Source organism: Halorubrum salipaludis, assembly GCF_002286985.1.
GTDB lineage: Archaea > Halobacteriota > Halobacteria > Halobacteriales > Haloferacaceae > Halorubrum > Halorubrum salipaludis.
In genome coordinates, this window is the sequence record NZ_NSKC01000003.1 from 217,375 (window position 1) to 230,093 (window position 12,719).

The following is a 12,719-nucleotide window of genomic DNA, read 5'->3' on the forward strand; positions in this document are numbered from 1 at the left end:
CGGTCGTCCGAGCACCGCCTCGTCGACGCCGGTAGGGCTTCCCGCCGCCGCAACCGTTTTTGCCCCGTCGCGCCTCAAAGCGTCCAATGACACGCCTCCGGTTCGCCCTGTTGAACGCCGCCCACGACGGCGCGAACACCCGGCGGAACTTCCGGCGGGAGCTCGACGCCGACCTCGTCGAGTTCTCGGCCAGCGACGGTCACCTCCCCGACCACACCGAGTTCGACGGCGTCGTGGTCACCGGATCGCGCTCGTCCGTCTACTGGGACGAGGAGTGGATCCCGCCGCTCGTCGACTACGTCGCGGAGGCCGCGGCGGCCGGGCTCCCGGTGCTCGGCGTCTGTTACGGCCACCAGGTTGTCGCCGAGGCGCTCGGCGGGCGCGTCGCCGGAATGGACGAGTTCGAGATCGGGTACAACGAGGTGCGTCGCCGCGGCGACGACGACCTGTTCGCGGGGATCGACGAGGAGTTCACCGTCTTCACGACCCACGGCGACGCGGTCGTGGAACTCCCGCCGAACGCGACCCTCCTCGCCGAGAACGAGCACGGGGTCCACGCGTTCCGCGACGGCCACTGCTGGGGCGTCCAGTTCCATCCCGAGTACGACCTCGAGACCGCGCGGGAGGTCACGGAGGGGAAACGCGACCGCCTCGGCGACGCCCGCGTCGACGCGGTGCTGTCCGAGATCACGCCCGAGGCCTACGACGCCGCCTGCGAGGCGAAACCCCTCTTCGACAACTTCGTCGCGTACGCCCGAGGGCTGCGAGCGGACCGGGAGGTCGCGGCCGCAGCCGACGACTGATCCGACGCCGGTCCGTGTGTCGACGGGAGCACCTCGCGTCGACGACAGCTACTTGCTTCGGGAGCGCGTGCGAACCGACATGATACTCCGCCGGGTCGGCACGCTGTTCGACCGCGTCCGCGCGGAGCTCCACCGCTCGTTCACCGAGGAGTACTCGTCCCGCGAGACCGCCGGGAGCTTCTCGCTCGGGGTGTTCATCACGATGCTGCCGACGCTCGGGACGGGGCTGCTCGCGTTCGTCGTGCTCGCGTGGGCGTTCGAGCGGATCAACCGGATCGCGATGTTCGCGTCCGTGATCGTGTTCAACCCGGTCGTGAAGTGGGGGGTGTACGGGACCAGCTTCACGCTCGGAACATTTATTTTGGGTCCCGTGCCGGGTGTGAGCCCCTCGTCGGTGTCGCTCGCCGCGGGCCCGGCGATCGTGACGCGGCTCGTCATCGGTAACCTGATCCTCGCGTGCGTCGCCGCCGGGGTCAGCTACGTCGCCGCACACCGGGCCGTCGCGGCGTACGAACGCCGGGAGCTCGGCGTCGTCAGCGCGGTGACGGGGGCGGTCGGCGACGACGGCCCGGCCGACGATTCCGAGTAATCCGGCGGCTCGCCCGGGGAAACGCCCCCAATCGGCGACGACACGGACGCGGTGGGAACCCCGTCGTCCGTGTCGAACACGCTTATACGGTTCCCGCCCGGACTCACGGTATGAACGTAGTACCGGACACCAGTGCGGTCGTGGACGGCCGCGTGTCCGAACGCGTCGAGGACGGGACCTACGCGGCGGCGACGGTGCTCGTCCCGGAGGCGGTCGTCGGCGAGCTGGAGTCGCAGGCCAACGACGGGCTCGAATCGGGCTGGGACGGGCTGAGCGAGCTCAAACGGCTCGCGGACCTCGCCGACGAGGGGACGATCGAGCTGGAGTACGTCGGCGAGCGCGCCGACGGCGACGCCCGCTCGCACGCCCACGAGGGCGACGTGGACGCGCTGATCCGCGACATCGCCGCCGACCGGGACGCCACGCTCCTCTCCAGCGACATCGTGCAGGCGGAGGTCGCCCGCGCGAAGGGGATCGACGTCGAGTACGTCGAGCCGGTCGCCCGCGGCGTCGTCGACGAGCTGCCGATCCAGCACCTGTTCACCGACGAGACGATGTCGGTCCACCTCAAGACGGGGACGAAGCCGAAGGCGAAGCGCGGGGCACTCGGCGAGATGCGGTACGAGGTCATCGACGACGAGGAGACGAGCGAGGAGCAGATGGACGAGTGGGCCACCGCGATCGTCGACCTGGCGCGCCAGTCCAACGAGGGGTTCATCGAGCTCTCCGACGACGGGATGGAGATCGTCCAGTTCCGCAACTACCGGATCGCGGTCGCGCGACCCCCGTTCGCGGACGGGATCGAGATCACGGCCGTCCGACCGATCGCCAAGACGACGCTCGACGACTACGAGTTCGCCGACGAGCTGCGCGAGCGCTTCCTCGAGCGGAAACGCGGCGTGCTCATCTCCGGCTCGCCCGGCGCCGGGAAGTCGACGTTCGCGCAGGCGGTCGCGGAGTTCCTCAACGACAGCGACTACGCGGTCAAGACGATGGAGAAGCCCCGCGACCTGCAGGTCGGCCCGGAGATCACGCAGTACGGCGCGCTCGGCGGCGAGATGGAGAACACGGCCGACTCCCTCCTCTTAGTCCGCCCCGACTACACCATCTACGACGAGGTCCGGAAGACGAACGACTTCGAGGTGTTCTCGGACATGCGCATGGCCGGCGTCGGGATGGTCGGCGTCGTCCACGCCTCCCGCGCCATCGACGCGCTCCAGCGCCTCGTCGGCCGGGTCGAGCTCGGGATGATCCCCCAGATCGTCGACACCGTCGTTTACATCGAGGCCGGCGAGGTCCACACCGTCTACGACGTGACCACGGAGGTGAAGGTTCCCGCGGGGCTCACCGCCGAGGACCTCGCGCGCCCGGTGATCCAGGTGTCGAACTTCGAGACGGGCCGGCCGGAGTACGAGATCTACACGTTCAACCGGCAGGTCGTCACGGTCCCGCTCAACGAGGACGGCGGCGAGGCCGAGTCGGAGACGGGCGTCGGTCGGATCGCCAAACAGGAGATCGAACGCGAGATCAAGTCGGTCGCGCACGGCCACGTCGACGTCGAGCTCAAGGGGAACGACCAGGCGGTGGTGTACGTCTCGGAGGGCGACATCGGCACCGTCATCGGCAAGGGCGGCGGCCGCATCAGCGACATCGAGAACCGGCTCGGGATCGAGATCGACGTCCGCACCCACGACGAGAAGCCCGGCGGCCGCGGGGGCGGCTCGGGCGGCGACGGGCCCGGCGCGAACGGGCAGGAGGGAGGTCGGGGCGGGCAGGTCGGCGAGGAGCGCGGCACCGTCGTGACCCCCGAGATCACCTCCCGACACGTCGTCATCGACGTCGACGCCGGCGTCGGCGAGACGGTCGAGGTGCGCGCGGACGGCGAGTACCTCTTCACCGCCACCGTCGGCCGCGGCGGCGAGGTGCAGGTGTCCCGCGGCTCCGCGATCGCCGAGGAGCTGGAGGACGCGATCGACCGGAAGCGCACCGTGACGGTCGTGCCGGCGCGCTGACGGCGGATCGTCTCGCTGATCGGCGGCTCGCCGACCGCGGTACCGTCTCGCTGATCGTCGGGTTTCCTCGCCCTTCTCGTGGGCGATCGGCGCGGTCCGCCGCCCGACACGCGGTCAACCGCCCGACTGCGACGCCGTCGTCCGACGCGGACCGCTTCGACGATCGTCGTGCGGATTCCTCCTGAAAGATAACGCTTTTTTGGTGGTGGTCGGAATTGCACTGCATGTCAGACGAGTTAAAGCGCGGGCTCGAAGGCGTCCTCGTCGCGGAGTCGGATCTGAGCTACGTCGACGGCGAGGTCGGCAAGCTCGTGTACCGTGGGTACGACATCGAGGACCTCGCGCAGGGCGCGAGCTACGAGGAGGTGCTGTACCTCCTGTGGCACGGCTCGCTGCCGACGCGGGAGGAGCTCGACGCCTTCGCCGCGGACCTGGCCGCCGAGCGCGCCGTCGACGACGACGTGCTCGACACCGTTCGGACGCTCGCCGACGCGGGCGAACGCCCGATGGCCGCCCTGCGGACCGCGGTCTCCATGCTGTCGGCGTACGAGCCCGAGTCGGACGCGGATCCCGCGGACCTCGACGCGACGCTCCGGAAGGGCCGCCGGATCACGGCGAAGATCCCCACGATTCTCGCGGCCTTCGAGCGCGCCCGGCAGGGCGAGGACCCGGTCGCACCCGACCCGGACCTGTCGCACGCCGCGAACTTCCTCTACATGCTCACCGGGACCGAGCCGGACGACGTGAGCGCCGAGACGTTCGACATGGCGCTGACGCTCCACGCCGACCACGGGCTCAACGCCTCGACGTTCACGGCGATGGTGATCGGCTCGACGATGGCCGACGTGTACTCCGGCGTCACCGGCGGGATCGGCGCGCTCTCCGGGCCGCTCCACGGCGGCGCGAACCAGGACGTGATGGAGGTGTTACAGGAGGTCGACGCTTCCGACAAGGACCCCGTCCAGTGGGTGAAAGACGCCCGCGAGGAGGGACGCCGGATCCCCGGCTTCGGCCACCGCGTCTACAAGGTGAAGGACCCGCGCGCGAAGATCCTCGAAGGGAAGCTGCGCGACCTCGCGGAGTCGTCGGGCGACACGAAGTGGCTCGACTACACCACCGCGATCGAGGAGTACCTCACCGAACAGGGGCTGCTGGACAAGGGAATCGCGCCGAACGTCGACTTCTACTCCGGCTCCGTCTACGACTCGCTGGGCATCCCGGTCGACATGTACACGCCCATCTTCGCGATGAGCCGCGCCGGCGGCTGGATCGCCCACGTCGTCGAGTACCAGGAAGACAACCGCCTCATCCGCCCGCGCGGGCGGTACACCGGCCCCGAGGACTCGGCGTTCGTTCCGGTCGACGAGCGGTGAGGCGACTCAGTCGGCCGCCTGTCCCCCGTCGACGGGGATCGTGTGGCCGGTGACGTAGGAGGCGTCCGACGAGCAGAGGAACGCGACGACCCCCGCCATCTCCTCCGGGTCGGCGATGCGGTCCATCGGCACGTCGCGCATCGCCGACGTGTCGAAGTCCGCCCGGAGCGTCCGGATCGCGGTTCGGACCAGCGCGACGGCGGCCCTGATCCGATCGCGGAGCGACGCCGGTCCGGCGCTTCCGGACCCCCCGAGGAGCCCCGACTGGATGTTCGTCCTCGTCGGCCCTGGCGCGATCGCGTTCACGCGGATCCCGCGGCTCGCGTTCTCCAGCGCGACCGACTTCGTGAGCCCGACGACGCCGTGTTTGCTGGCCGAGTAGCTGGAGAGCCCGCCCATCCCGACGAGGCCGGCCATCGAGGCGGTGTTGACGATCGCGCCGTGTCCCTGCCGTTTCATCACCGGGAGTTCCGCCTTCAGGCAGGTCCAGATCCCCTTGAGGTTCACGTCCATCAGCCGGTCCCACTGCTCCTCGGTGACTTCGGTCGTCTCGACGAAGTCGGTGAGGATGCCGGCGTTGTTGTGCGCGACGTCGAGGCTCCCGTAGGTTTCGACGGCTACGTCGACCATCCGCTCGACGGACGACGCGTCGGCCACGTCGACCTCGACGAACGCGGCGTCCCCGCCCGCGTCGGCGATCAGATCGGCGGTCTCGCGGCCGGCCTCCGCGGCGATGTCGGCGACGACGACGTTCGCTCCCTCGTCGGCGAGGCGGAGCGCCGTCGCGCGACCGATCCCGGAGCCGGCGCCCGTCACGACCGCGGTCTTCCCGGCGAACCGGTTCATAGGGTGTAGTCGTGCTCGCCGGTCTCCGACTCGAGGAAGGCGGTGAGCAGGTCGATCGTCGCGGCTACGTCGTCGCCGTCGGCGGTCTCGGTGACCGTGTGGAGGTACCGCGTCGGGATCGAGATCGCGCCGACGGGCTTCGCGCCCGCGGTGTTCTGGAACCCGGCGGTGTCGGTGCCGCCCGCGGGCAACACCTCGTGCTGGTGGTCGATCCCCGCCTCCTCGGCGACCGCAGTGAGCCGCTCGTGGACCTTCGGGCTGGTGATCACCGAGGAGTCCTTCAGCTTGACCGCGGTCCCCTCGCCGAGCTCCGTCACGGCGTCCGCCGCGTCGCCGATCTGGGGCACGTCGTTCGCGACGGTCACGTCCAAGGCGATCGCGAGGTCGGGGTCGATGTCGACGCCGAGCGCCGTCGCCCCACGGAGGCCGACCTCCTCCTGGACGGTCGCCGCGAAGTGGACCGTCACGTCCGGGTCCTCTATCCGCGCTGCGGCCTCGAGCGTCGCGAACAGACAGATCCGGTCGTCGAGCGCCTTCCCCGTGATCCGGTCGCCCATGCGGGTCGTCGTCTGGTCGAGCGTCACGAGGTCGCCGACGCCGACGAGCTCCTCGACCGCCTCGGCGTCGCGCCCCACGTCGATGTACACGTCGGCGACCTCGTCGTCCTTCTCCTTCTGCTCCTCGGTGAGCGTGTGTGGCGGGACGGAGCCGATGACGCCGGTGAGATCCTCCTCGCCGTGGACGGTGACGCGCTGCGCGCGCAGCACGCGGGCGTCGAACCCGCCGAGCGGGTCCACCTGCACGAACCCCTCGTCGGTGACGTGGCGGACCATGAAGCCGATCTCGTCCATGTGCGCCGCGACGGCGACGGAGTATTCCGAATCGCCCTCGATCGTGGCGACGACGTTGCCCATCGCGTCGGTGCGGACGCGGTCGGCGCGGTCGGCGAACTCGCGGCGGACGATCTCGCGGACCTCGTCCTCGTACCCCGGGACGCCTCGGGCCTCGGTCAACTCGCACAGCAGGTCGTAATCGAACTCGAACGACATGGCCGCAGATCGCGACGCCACCGACAAAGTTCCGCAGGATCCGGAACGCGCCCCCGGTTCCCGGTCGGTTCAGCCCTCCATCGTTAGGAACCCTCAACGAGTTTAGGGTTGTTCCGCAACCCTTTTGCGGTCGCTCCCGGGACGTGAGTGTATGACCGACGTGAAAGCGGAACTCCGCGAACAGTTCTTAGAGGCCTTCGGCGGCGCCGACTTCCCCGTCGAGAACCAGATGGATCTGGTCCCCGCGCTCCCGAACGGCCCGGGCACGAAGTTCGAGGCCGGCGACGTGAGCTTCACCGCGATGGAGATGGCCGCGAAGCTCGGCAGCGAGCAGGAGTTCCCCTACGACACCGCCGAGGAGCTCGTCGACGACATCATCGACGGGCTCGAAGCGAAGGGGATGATCTGACGCTCCGTCGCGACACCGCCTCTCCTCGAACCGTTCGTCGGACCGCCGAGGGGTTGATACGCTCGGAGCCGTAACCCCGGCCGTGGTCGCCGATTTCATCCGCCTCCTGCCGCCCTGGGTCGCGTTGGGGCTCGCGCTCGGCGCGGTCGCCTCCGCGCTCGTCGCGCTCGCCTTCTACCTCGGGGATCGGTACGCGGCCCCTGCTCCGAGCGACGGCGCCGGGCGGTCCGGCTCGGGACGCGTCGGCGGTGGACCCGGCGGACCCGGCGGCGCCGCTTCGGGGTCGGCCGGCGACGAGCGGCGACGGCGGGAGATCCGCGAGTACCTGCGAGCGATCGACGAGCGGTTCCGCGAGGACCACGCGTTCGACGGCGTTGCGGTCCCCTTCTACCTCCCCGAGCGCGGGGTCGCCATCACCTTCGACGCGCACGACTACTTCAGACTGGAGGGCGAGGGGGTCTACACCGTCCTCTGTGAACACGAGATGCCCGGCCGGGGACTCGGTCGCCGGCTCCCGTTCGACGTGACCGAGCCCGAGTGGGCGACGGGCGGGCGGTCCGAGAGAGCCGGACGGTCCGGGAGGAACCGTCGGCGCGTCGGCGGCGCCGACCGCGCCGCCGACCGGATCGGCCGGGCCGCCGGCGCGGGCGGACGCGACCCCGTGGCGGCCGCCTTCGCCGAGCTCGACGTGGCGACCGACGCCGACGCCGCCGAGGTGAAACGCGCCTATCGCGAGCGCGTCAAGGAGACCCACCCGGATCAGGGCGGCGACGAGGAGGCGTTCCGACGGGTCCGCGAGGCGTACGCGACCGCACGCAACCACGTCGGCGAGGGGGACCGCCACCGAGGACCGTCGTCCGGCTTCAGGCGGTGACCGCGCGGGAGGCGTTCGGGCCGTGAGCGGAACCGCGCTCCCGCCGTCGGCCTCCGCCGGGAGCGCCCGCCGCGGTCCGACCCGTCGCGAACGCTTTTGTTCCTCGAACGGTGTGATACGATATCGATGAACACGGAGACGGCGTGTCTGGGCTGCGGCGATCCGTTCGACTGGGACGAGGTCGTCTGCCCCGAGTGCGGCTGGGACCGGGACGAGTGGGCGGCGGGCGGCCGACACGGACTGGAGAAGGACGGCCACGGCGAGCCCGAGGAGGACGGTCGCGCTGGCGGCGGCGGGCTCGGCGGACTGGGGCCGATCCGCTGAGGCCGAGCGGGTCCGAGGGCGGGGGACGAGCCCACCGACCGCGACTCAGTCGTCGGTGCCGACCGTCCACGTCGAGGTGAACTCGTCGACGTCGCCGTCGTACGTCGCCCCGTCGGCCGCCGACTCGTCGAACGACGGCGACCCGGATCCGTCCGGGCCGTCGGGCCCGTGGCGCGCGCGATGGAGGGCGTCGCACACGGCGCCTTGCCCGCCCATGTTCACGGTCGCGAGCCGGGACCGCTTCTGTACCACGTCCAGTTGCTCCGGCGGGATCGGGCCCCCCTCCGGCGTCAGGAACAGCGTGTCGCCGGGCGCCGTCACGTGGCCGCTCGTCGTGACCCGGTCGAGGTAGTCGGCGATCGGCGCGGCGTCGACGACGACCGACAGCCCGCCGAGGTCGACGTGCGCCTCCTCCTCGACGACCGTCAGATCGGAGCGGACGAGCGAGACGATCTGTTCGGCGTCGACTCCGGCATCGAGCAGCAGCTGGACCGCCTCGCGCTGTCTGGAGACGCGGGCCTTGTCGGCGATGGCGGCTCGGACCGCCGCCACGTCACCGTCGGCGTCCGGGAACGTCTCGCCGAAGCCGTCGCGGGCGTTGACGCCCGTCGTGATCTCCTCGCCGTGCATGTGGTCGCACAGCTCGATCCGCGCCTCGTCGACCCAGTCGAGCGCCTCGACCTCGTCGCGGGCGTCGGTCGCCATCATCCACGCGAAGGCGGGCGAACACCACGCCGTCGGGAGGGTGAACCGGACCTCGACGCGATCGCCATCGATCTCGATCGCGTCGACGTAGTCGAGCTCGACGATGGAGCGGGCGAGTTCGGGATCCTCGACGCGGTCCAGTCGCTCCCTGACCGCCGGCGTCCCGCGGAGACCGTCCGCAGCGTCGCCCGTCGGCTCGTCCGCGGATTCCCTCGTCGGGTCGCCCGCGCGATCGCCCGCCGGGTCTGTGCCGCTCCCCGACATCAGTCCGCCGCGGCCCCCGCGTCGCCGCCGTAGTGATCCGCGAGGTCGAACCGCTCGGTGATGTCGTCGTCGCGGAACTGTCGTTTCTTCTCCTCGATGTCGATGTCGTACAGCTCCGCGGCGTTTTCTCCCATTATCTTTTTCATCGTCTCGACGTCGAGCTCGACGCCGTACTCGTCTTTCTGCTCGTCGGTGAGCTCCGCGTTGATGACCTGCTCGACGAGCCAGTCGGGGTTCCACAGCGCGTAGTCGGAGCCGAACAGGACCCGGTCTTCGCCGAGCCAGAAGAGGAGCTCGCCCATGATATCGCCGAACTTCCGCTCGCGGTGGGTCGACATCGCGGAGGCGACCGCGAGCCCGCCGTAGACGTTGGGCTCTTGGGCGGCGATCCAACAGAAGTCGTCGAGCCGCGGCAGTCCGACGTGGTTGACGATGAAGTTGAGCTCCGGGAACGACGAGGCGGCGTCGTCGACGTCCTTCACGTCGAACGCGTCGCGGTTGAGCGGGCGGATCGTCGGCCCCTTGTGGGCGTTGATGTTCTCGATGCCGAGCTCCGAGCACTTCTCGAGGAACTCGAAGGCGTCGTCGCTGTCGAGCCGCCACCCCTTCGACTCGTCGCGCCACTCGGCGGTGTACAGTTTCACGCCGGGGATGTCGTACTCCTCCTTGAGGTGTTCGAGGTATCGGAGCCCTTCCTCGCCGTCACGGGGGTCGAAGCTCCCGTTCAAGACGAACCGCTCGGGGTACTCCTCCGCGAGCTCGGCGTTCTGCTCGGTCGTGTTGAACCCCTCGTCGTAGAACTCGTCGAGATACGTCGGCTGGAAGATCGCCATGTCGGCCGCTGCGTTCCCGAACAGGTCCTCGGTCATCCGGTCGGCGCCGTAATGTCGGTACTCGTCGATGTCCCACTGCTCCTCCTCCGGCGTGAACCCGGTGTGGTAGTCGTAGAAACACTGGAGGAACTGCTCGCCCCCCTCGTGGACGATGTTCTCCTGCCGTGCGTCCCACAGGTGGACGTGGCCGTCGATGACGAAGATCTCCTCGCCGTCCTTCTCGTACATGCGAGTATATGTGTGGATTGCCCACACATAACTATAAGGATCGTTCAGGATGGTTTTGTCCGGGTTCCGCGGACGCTCGCCATCGGTTCTCGCCCCTCGACGCGCCGGTTCGCGGTAGTCGCGACGGGTCCAGCGTTCTACCATAACGAACGTTTATGATGAAGGGTGCGAGAGAGTATAACACATGCAAGCCGCCAGGCTCCACGAGTACACGGACGACATGAGCGAGGGACTCACCATCGACGAGGTCGAGCGCCCGGAGGCGACGGGCGCGGACGACGTGATCGTCGAGGTCGAGGGCGCGGGGTGGTGCCAGACGGACAACCACATCATCGAGGGGATGTGGGCGGAGTACGTCCCGCAGGAGCTCCCGATGACGCTCGGCCACGAGAACGCCGGGACGGTCGTCGAGACGGGCGAGGACGTGGAGTTGGTCTCGCCGGGGGACCCGGTGATCTGTCACCCGGTCCAGACCTGCGGCACCTGTCGGCCCTGTCGGCTCGGCGAGACGATGTACTGCGAGAACGACGCGTTCAACGGGCTCACCACCGACGGCGGCTTCGCCGAGTACCTCCACACCAGCGAGCGCTCGGTGATCCCCCTCCCGTCCGGCGTCGAGCCGATCGACATCGCGCCGCACGCCGACGCCGGCATCACGGCGTACCACGCCGCGAAGAAGGCGGTCGCCGACCTGAACCCCGGCGACCACGCGGTCGTCATCGGCGTCGGCGGGCTCGGCCACATCGGGCTCCAGTGCCTCGACGCGATGAGCGCGGCCCGCATCACCGCCGTCGACCTGAAGGAGTCGGCGCTGGATCTGGCCGCGGGGTACGGCGCCGACCACCTCGTCAACCCGGGCGAGTCGGACGTTCCCGACGAGATCGAGGCGATCACCGACGGGACGGGCGCCGCACAGGTGCTCGACTTCGTCGGCGAGGACGTGACGACCGCCTACGCCCCCGACATCACCGCCGCGGGCGGCGACCACCACATCATCGGCTACGGCGGGCACGTCCACGAGCCGGCGCAGGCGCTCGTGAACGGGGAGTTCTCGTTCGTCGGCAACATCGTCGGGCGGTACGCGGAGCTCCAGGAGCTCGTCGCGCTCGTCGAGCAGGGCGACGTCGACCTCCACACGAGCCGGTACGACCTCGGCGAGGTCAACGAGGTCGCCGAGAAGCTCGAACACCGCGAGATCGACGGGCGCGCCGTCATCATGCCCTGAGCACGACACACTCGGGGCCATGGACCTCCGCCGCTGGACGCCGTTCACGTTCGTCGCGCCCGCCCGGTACGTGGACCGCGACGACCGGTGGCGCGCCTTCGACATCGAGGAGTGGTCGGAGTCGGCGTACGACTGGACGCAGGACCCGTGGAACGGCGTCGGGGACTTCGCTAAGGAGCCGCGCGAGTGCGTCGACGCCGGCCGGGGGGACTGCGAGGACTATGCCTTGGTCGCGCTCTCGTGGGCCGTCGCTCACGACCGCGACGGGGTCGGACTCGGGTTCTGTTGGGACCTCCCCTACCCGTGGCCGCGACACGTGATCGCCTTCGACGACGAGCGCGTGTACTCGTCGGGCGAGATCACCGAGGAGAGCGTCGACGAGTGGAAGGCCGACTCGAAGTACGCGTTCGTGCTCAAGCGCCGCTTGGGAGACCCGTCGTGACCCGCTCGACGCGATCGTCCCGCAGTGACCGACCCAGTACGGTCGAACGGCGGAACGACCCTCCGTAGTTAAATATCTCGACGATGAGCCGTGACGTATGCGGGTGAAAATAACTACCATGGAAGTCGCTGTCGACCACGGCCGCCGGCGACGCACGCGATCGCACGCCACCGCCCGTCCCGGCGCGTCTCGGGCGCGACCGGACGAGTCCGCTCCGCCGTGACCGACCATGCCGTCGATCAACCTCTGGGAGGCCGTCCACGTCCCGTTCGACGTCATCCGTGACGGCTATCGGAGGCTTCGGAAGGCGCTGTTCACGAAACCGCGGCCGTCCGGTGAGTACTACGTGGTTGACGGGTCCGTCGCGGAGATCGAGGCGGCCCTCGGCGAGTACAGCTTCGCCCCGAACTGGGAATTCTCCTACCACAAACGCGGCGAGGTGATGAACCTCGCTCGCGTGGTACACGAACGCAACGCGGTCGACGGAACGACGTACCGCTGGTGGCAGACGCACCTCCGCGGCTGGCGCAACGACGACGGGCGGCTCGAGCTCCACGCGCACTGGGAGCTCGAACCGACAGAGAACGGGAACCCCCACATCGACGGCGTCGGCTTCGATTTCGACCGGGGAATGGCCACGTTGCGGTCGTTCCTCGACGAGGCCGACATCGAGTACGAGACGACGACGATCGAAGCCGAGCGCTCCGACGGCTGAGGTCGGTCGGACGGTCGGCCGCCGTTCT

At 69.5% G+C, this 12,719-nt stretch carries 14 protein-coding genes; 10 read left to right on the forward strand and 4 right to left on the reverse strand.

What is annotated here, in order from left to right:
* The first annotated feature begins 86 nt into the window (after positions 1-86).
* The 4 genes from CK500_RS06585 to citZ all read left to right on the forward strand — a co-directional run bounded on the left by CK500_RS06585 (position 87) and on the right by citZ (position 4,777).
* Complete coding sequence (locus tag CK500_RS06585) at positions 87-803, forward strand: type 1 glutamine amidotransferase (RefSeq protein WP_095636453.1); 717 nt, start codon at positions 87-89, stop codon at positions 801-803.
* A gap of 79 nt (positions 804-882) precedes the next feature.
* Positions 883-1,392 carry a DUF2062 domain-containing protein gene (locus CK500_RS06590; RefSeq protein ID WP_095636454.1) on the forward strand — a complete coding sequence of 170 codons (510 nt, stop codon included), beginning with the start codon at positions 883-885 and terminating at the stop codon, positions 1,390-1,392.
* 110 nt (positions 1,393-1,502) lie between these two features.
* The gene (locus tag CK500_RS06595) at positions 1,503-3,404 is read left to right on the forward strand and encodes a PINc/VapC family ATPase (protein WP_095636455.1); all 1,902 of its coding nucleotides are present in this window, start codon (positions 1,503-1,505) and stop codon (positions 3,402-3,404) included.
* 224 nt (positions 3,405-3,628) lie between these two features.
* Positions 3,629-4,777, forward strand: coding sequence for a citrate synthase (citZ, locus tag CK500_RS06600; protein ID WP_095636456.1), 1,149 nt, complete (start codon positions 3,629-3,631; stop codon positions 4,775-4,777).
* 6 nt (positions 4,778-4,783) lie between these two features.
* On the opposite strand, the gene CK500_RS06605 is transcribed toward citZ, so the two are convergent.
* Both CK500_RS06605 and CK500_RS06610 read right to left on the reverse strand, forming a co-directional pair.
* Positions 4,784-5,623 (reverse strand): SDR family NAD(P)-dependent oxidoreductase, encoded by an 840-nt coding sequence (locus CK500_RS06605; protein ID WP_095636457.1) that lies wholly within the window; start codon positions 5,621-5,623, stop codon positions 4,784-4,786.
* Positions 5,620-6,672, reverse strand: coding sequence for a M42 family metallopeptidase (locus CK500_RS06610; RefSeq protein ID WP_095636458.1), 1,053 nt, complete (start codon positions 6,670-6,672; stop codon positions 5,620-5,622). Before CK500_RS06610 ends, CK500_RS06605 begins: the two co-directional genes overlap by 4 nt.
* 151 nt (positions 6,673-6,823) lie before the next feature.
* Here CK500_RS06610 and CK500_RS06615 point away from each other — a divergent pair, with 151 nt between their 5' ends.
* From CK500_RS06615 to CK500_RS06625, 3 genes are all read left to right on the forward strand, one after another.
* Positions 6,824-7,081 (forward strand): MTH865 family protein, encoded by a 258-nt coding sequence (locus CK500_RS06615; protein WP_095636459.1) that lies wholly within the window; start codon positions 6,824-6,826, stop codon positions 7,079-7,081.
* An 82-nt stretch (positions 7,082-7,163) separates the two neighbouring features.
* The gene (locus tag CK500_RS06620; RefSeq protein ID WP_095636460.1) at positions 7,164-7,955 is read left to right on the forward strand and encodes a J domain-containing protein; all 792 of its coding nucleotides are present in this window, start codon (positions 7,164-7,166) and stop codon (positions 7,953-7,955) included.
* 126 nt (positions 7,956-8,081) lie between these two features.
* Positions 8,082-8,279, forward strand: coding sequence for a hypothetical protein (locus CK500_RS06625; protein WP_095636461.1), 198 nt, complete (start codon positions 8,082-8,084; stop codon positions 8,277-8,279).
* A 45-nt stretch (positions 8,280-8,324) separates the two neighbouring features.
* Here CK500_RS06625 and CK500_RS06630 read toward each other — a convergent pair whose 3' ends face one another.
* Both CK500_RS06630 and CK500_RS06635 read right to left on the reverse strand, forming a co-directional pair.
* Complete coding sequence (locus CK500_RS06630; protein ID WP_095636462.1) at positions 8,325-9,248, reverse strand: metal-sulfur cluster assembly factor; 924 nt, start codon at positions 9,246-9,248, stop codon at positions 8,325-8,327.
* The gene (locus CK500_RS06635; protein WP_095636463.1) at positions 9,248-10,309 is read right to left on the reverse strand and encodes an amidohydrolase family protein; all 1,062 of its coding nucleotides are present in this window, start codon (positions 10,307-10,309) and stop codon (positions 9,248-9,250) included. The genes CK500_RS06630 and CK500_RS06635 overlap by 1 nt, the downstream gene beginning before the upstream one ends.
* 184 nt (positions 10,310-10,493) lie before the next feature.
* Here CK500_RS06635 and CK500_RS06640 point away from each other — a divergent pair, with 184 nt between their 5' ends.
* From CK500_RS06640 to CK500_RS06650, 3 genes are all read left to right on the forward strand, one after another.
* On the forward strand, positions 10,494-11,534 hold the full coding sequence (locus CK500_RS06640) for an NAD(P)-dependent alcohol dehydrogenase (RefSeq protein WP_095636464.1): 1,041 nt from the start codon (positions 10,494-10,496) through the stop codon (positions 11,532-11,534).
* Between the two features lie 19 nt (positions 11,535-11,553).
* On the forward strand, positions 11,554-11,976 hold the full coding sequence (locus CK500_RS06645) for a hypothetical protein (protein WP_095636465.1): 423 nt from the start codon (positions 11,554-11,556) through the stop codon (positions 11,974-11,976).
* 229 nt (positions 11,977-12,205) lie between these two features.
* Positions 12,206-12,691 (forward strand): hypothetical protein, encoded by a 486-nt coding sequence (locus tag CK500_RS06650; RefSeq protein ID WP_095636466.1) that lies wholly within the window; start codon positions 12,206-12,208, stop codon positions 12,689-12,691.
* The last annotated feature ends 28 nt before the right edge of the window (positions 12,692-12,719 follow it).

Excerpts from the sequence above, each read along its gene's own strand:
- CK500_RS06585 (WP_095636453.1), top strand. The coding sequence starts at position 87 with ATGACACGCCTCCGGTTCGCCCTGTTGAACGCCGCCCACGACGGCGCG.
- CK500_RS06590 (WP_095636454.1), top strand. The coding sequence starts at position 883 with ATGATACTCCGCCGGGTCGGCACGCTGTTCGACCGCGTCCGCGCGGAG.
- CK500_RS06595 (WP_095636455.1), top strand. The coding sequence starts at position 1,503 with ATGAACGTAGTACCGGACACCAGTGCGGTCGTGGACGGCCGCGTGTCC.
- citZ (WP_095636456.1), top strand. The coding sequence starts at position 3,629 with ATGTCAGACGAGTTAAAGCGCGGGCTCGAAGGCGTCCTCGTCGCGGAG.
- CK500_RS06605 (WP_095636457.1), bottom strand. The coding sequence starts at position 5,623 with ATGAACCGGTTCGCCGGGAAGACCGCGGTCGTGACGGGCGCCGGCTCC.
- CK500_RS06610 (WP_095636458.1), bottom strand. The coding sequence starts at position 6,672 with ATGTCGTTCGAGTTCGATTACGACCTGCTGTGCGAGTTGACCGAGGCC.
- CK500_RS06615 (WP_095636459.1), top strand. The coding sequence starts at position 6,824 with ATGACCGACGTGAAAGCGGAACTCCGCGAACAGTTCTTAGAGGCCTTC.
- CK500_RS06625 (WP_095636461.1), top strand. The coding sequence starts at position 8,082 with ATGAACACGGAGACGGCGTGTCTGGGCTGCGGCGATCCGTTCGACTGG.
- CK500_RS06630 (WP_095636462.1), bottom strand. The coding sequence starts at position 9,248 with ATGTCGGGGAGCGGCACAGACCCGGCGGGCGATCGCGCGGGCGACCCG.
- CK500_RS06635 (WP_095636463.1), bottom strand. The coding sequence starts at position 10,309 with ATGTACGAGAAGGACGGCGAGGAGATCTTCGTCATCGACGGCCACGTC.
- CK500_RS06640 (WP_095636464.1), top strand. The coding sequence starts at position 10,494 with ATGCAAGCCGCCAGGCTCCACGAGTACACGGACGACATGAGCGAGGGA.
- CK500_RS06645 (WP_095636465.1), top strand. The coding sequence starts at position 11,554 with ATGGACCTCCGCCGCTGGACGCCGTTCACGTTCGTCGCGCCCGCCCGG.
- CK500_RS06650 (WP_095636466.1), top strand. The coding sequence starts at position 12,206 with ATGCCGTCGATCAACCTCTGGGAGGCCGTCCACGTCCCGTTCGACGTC.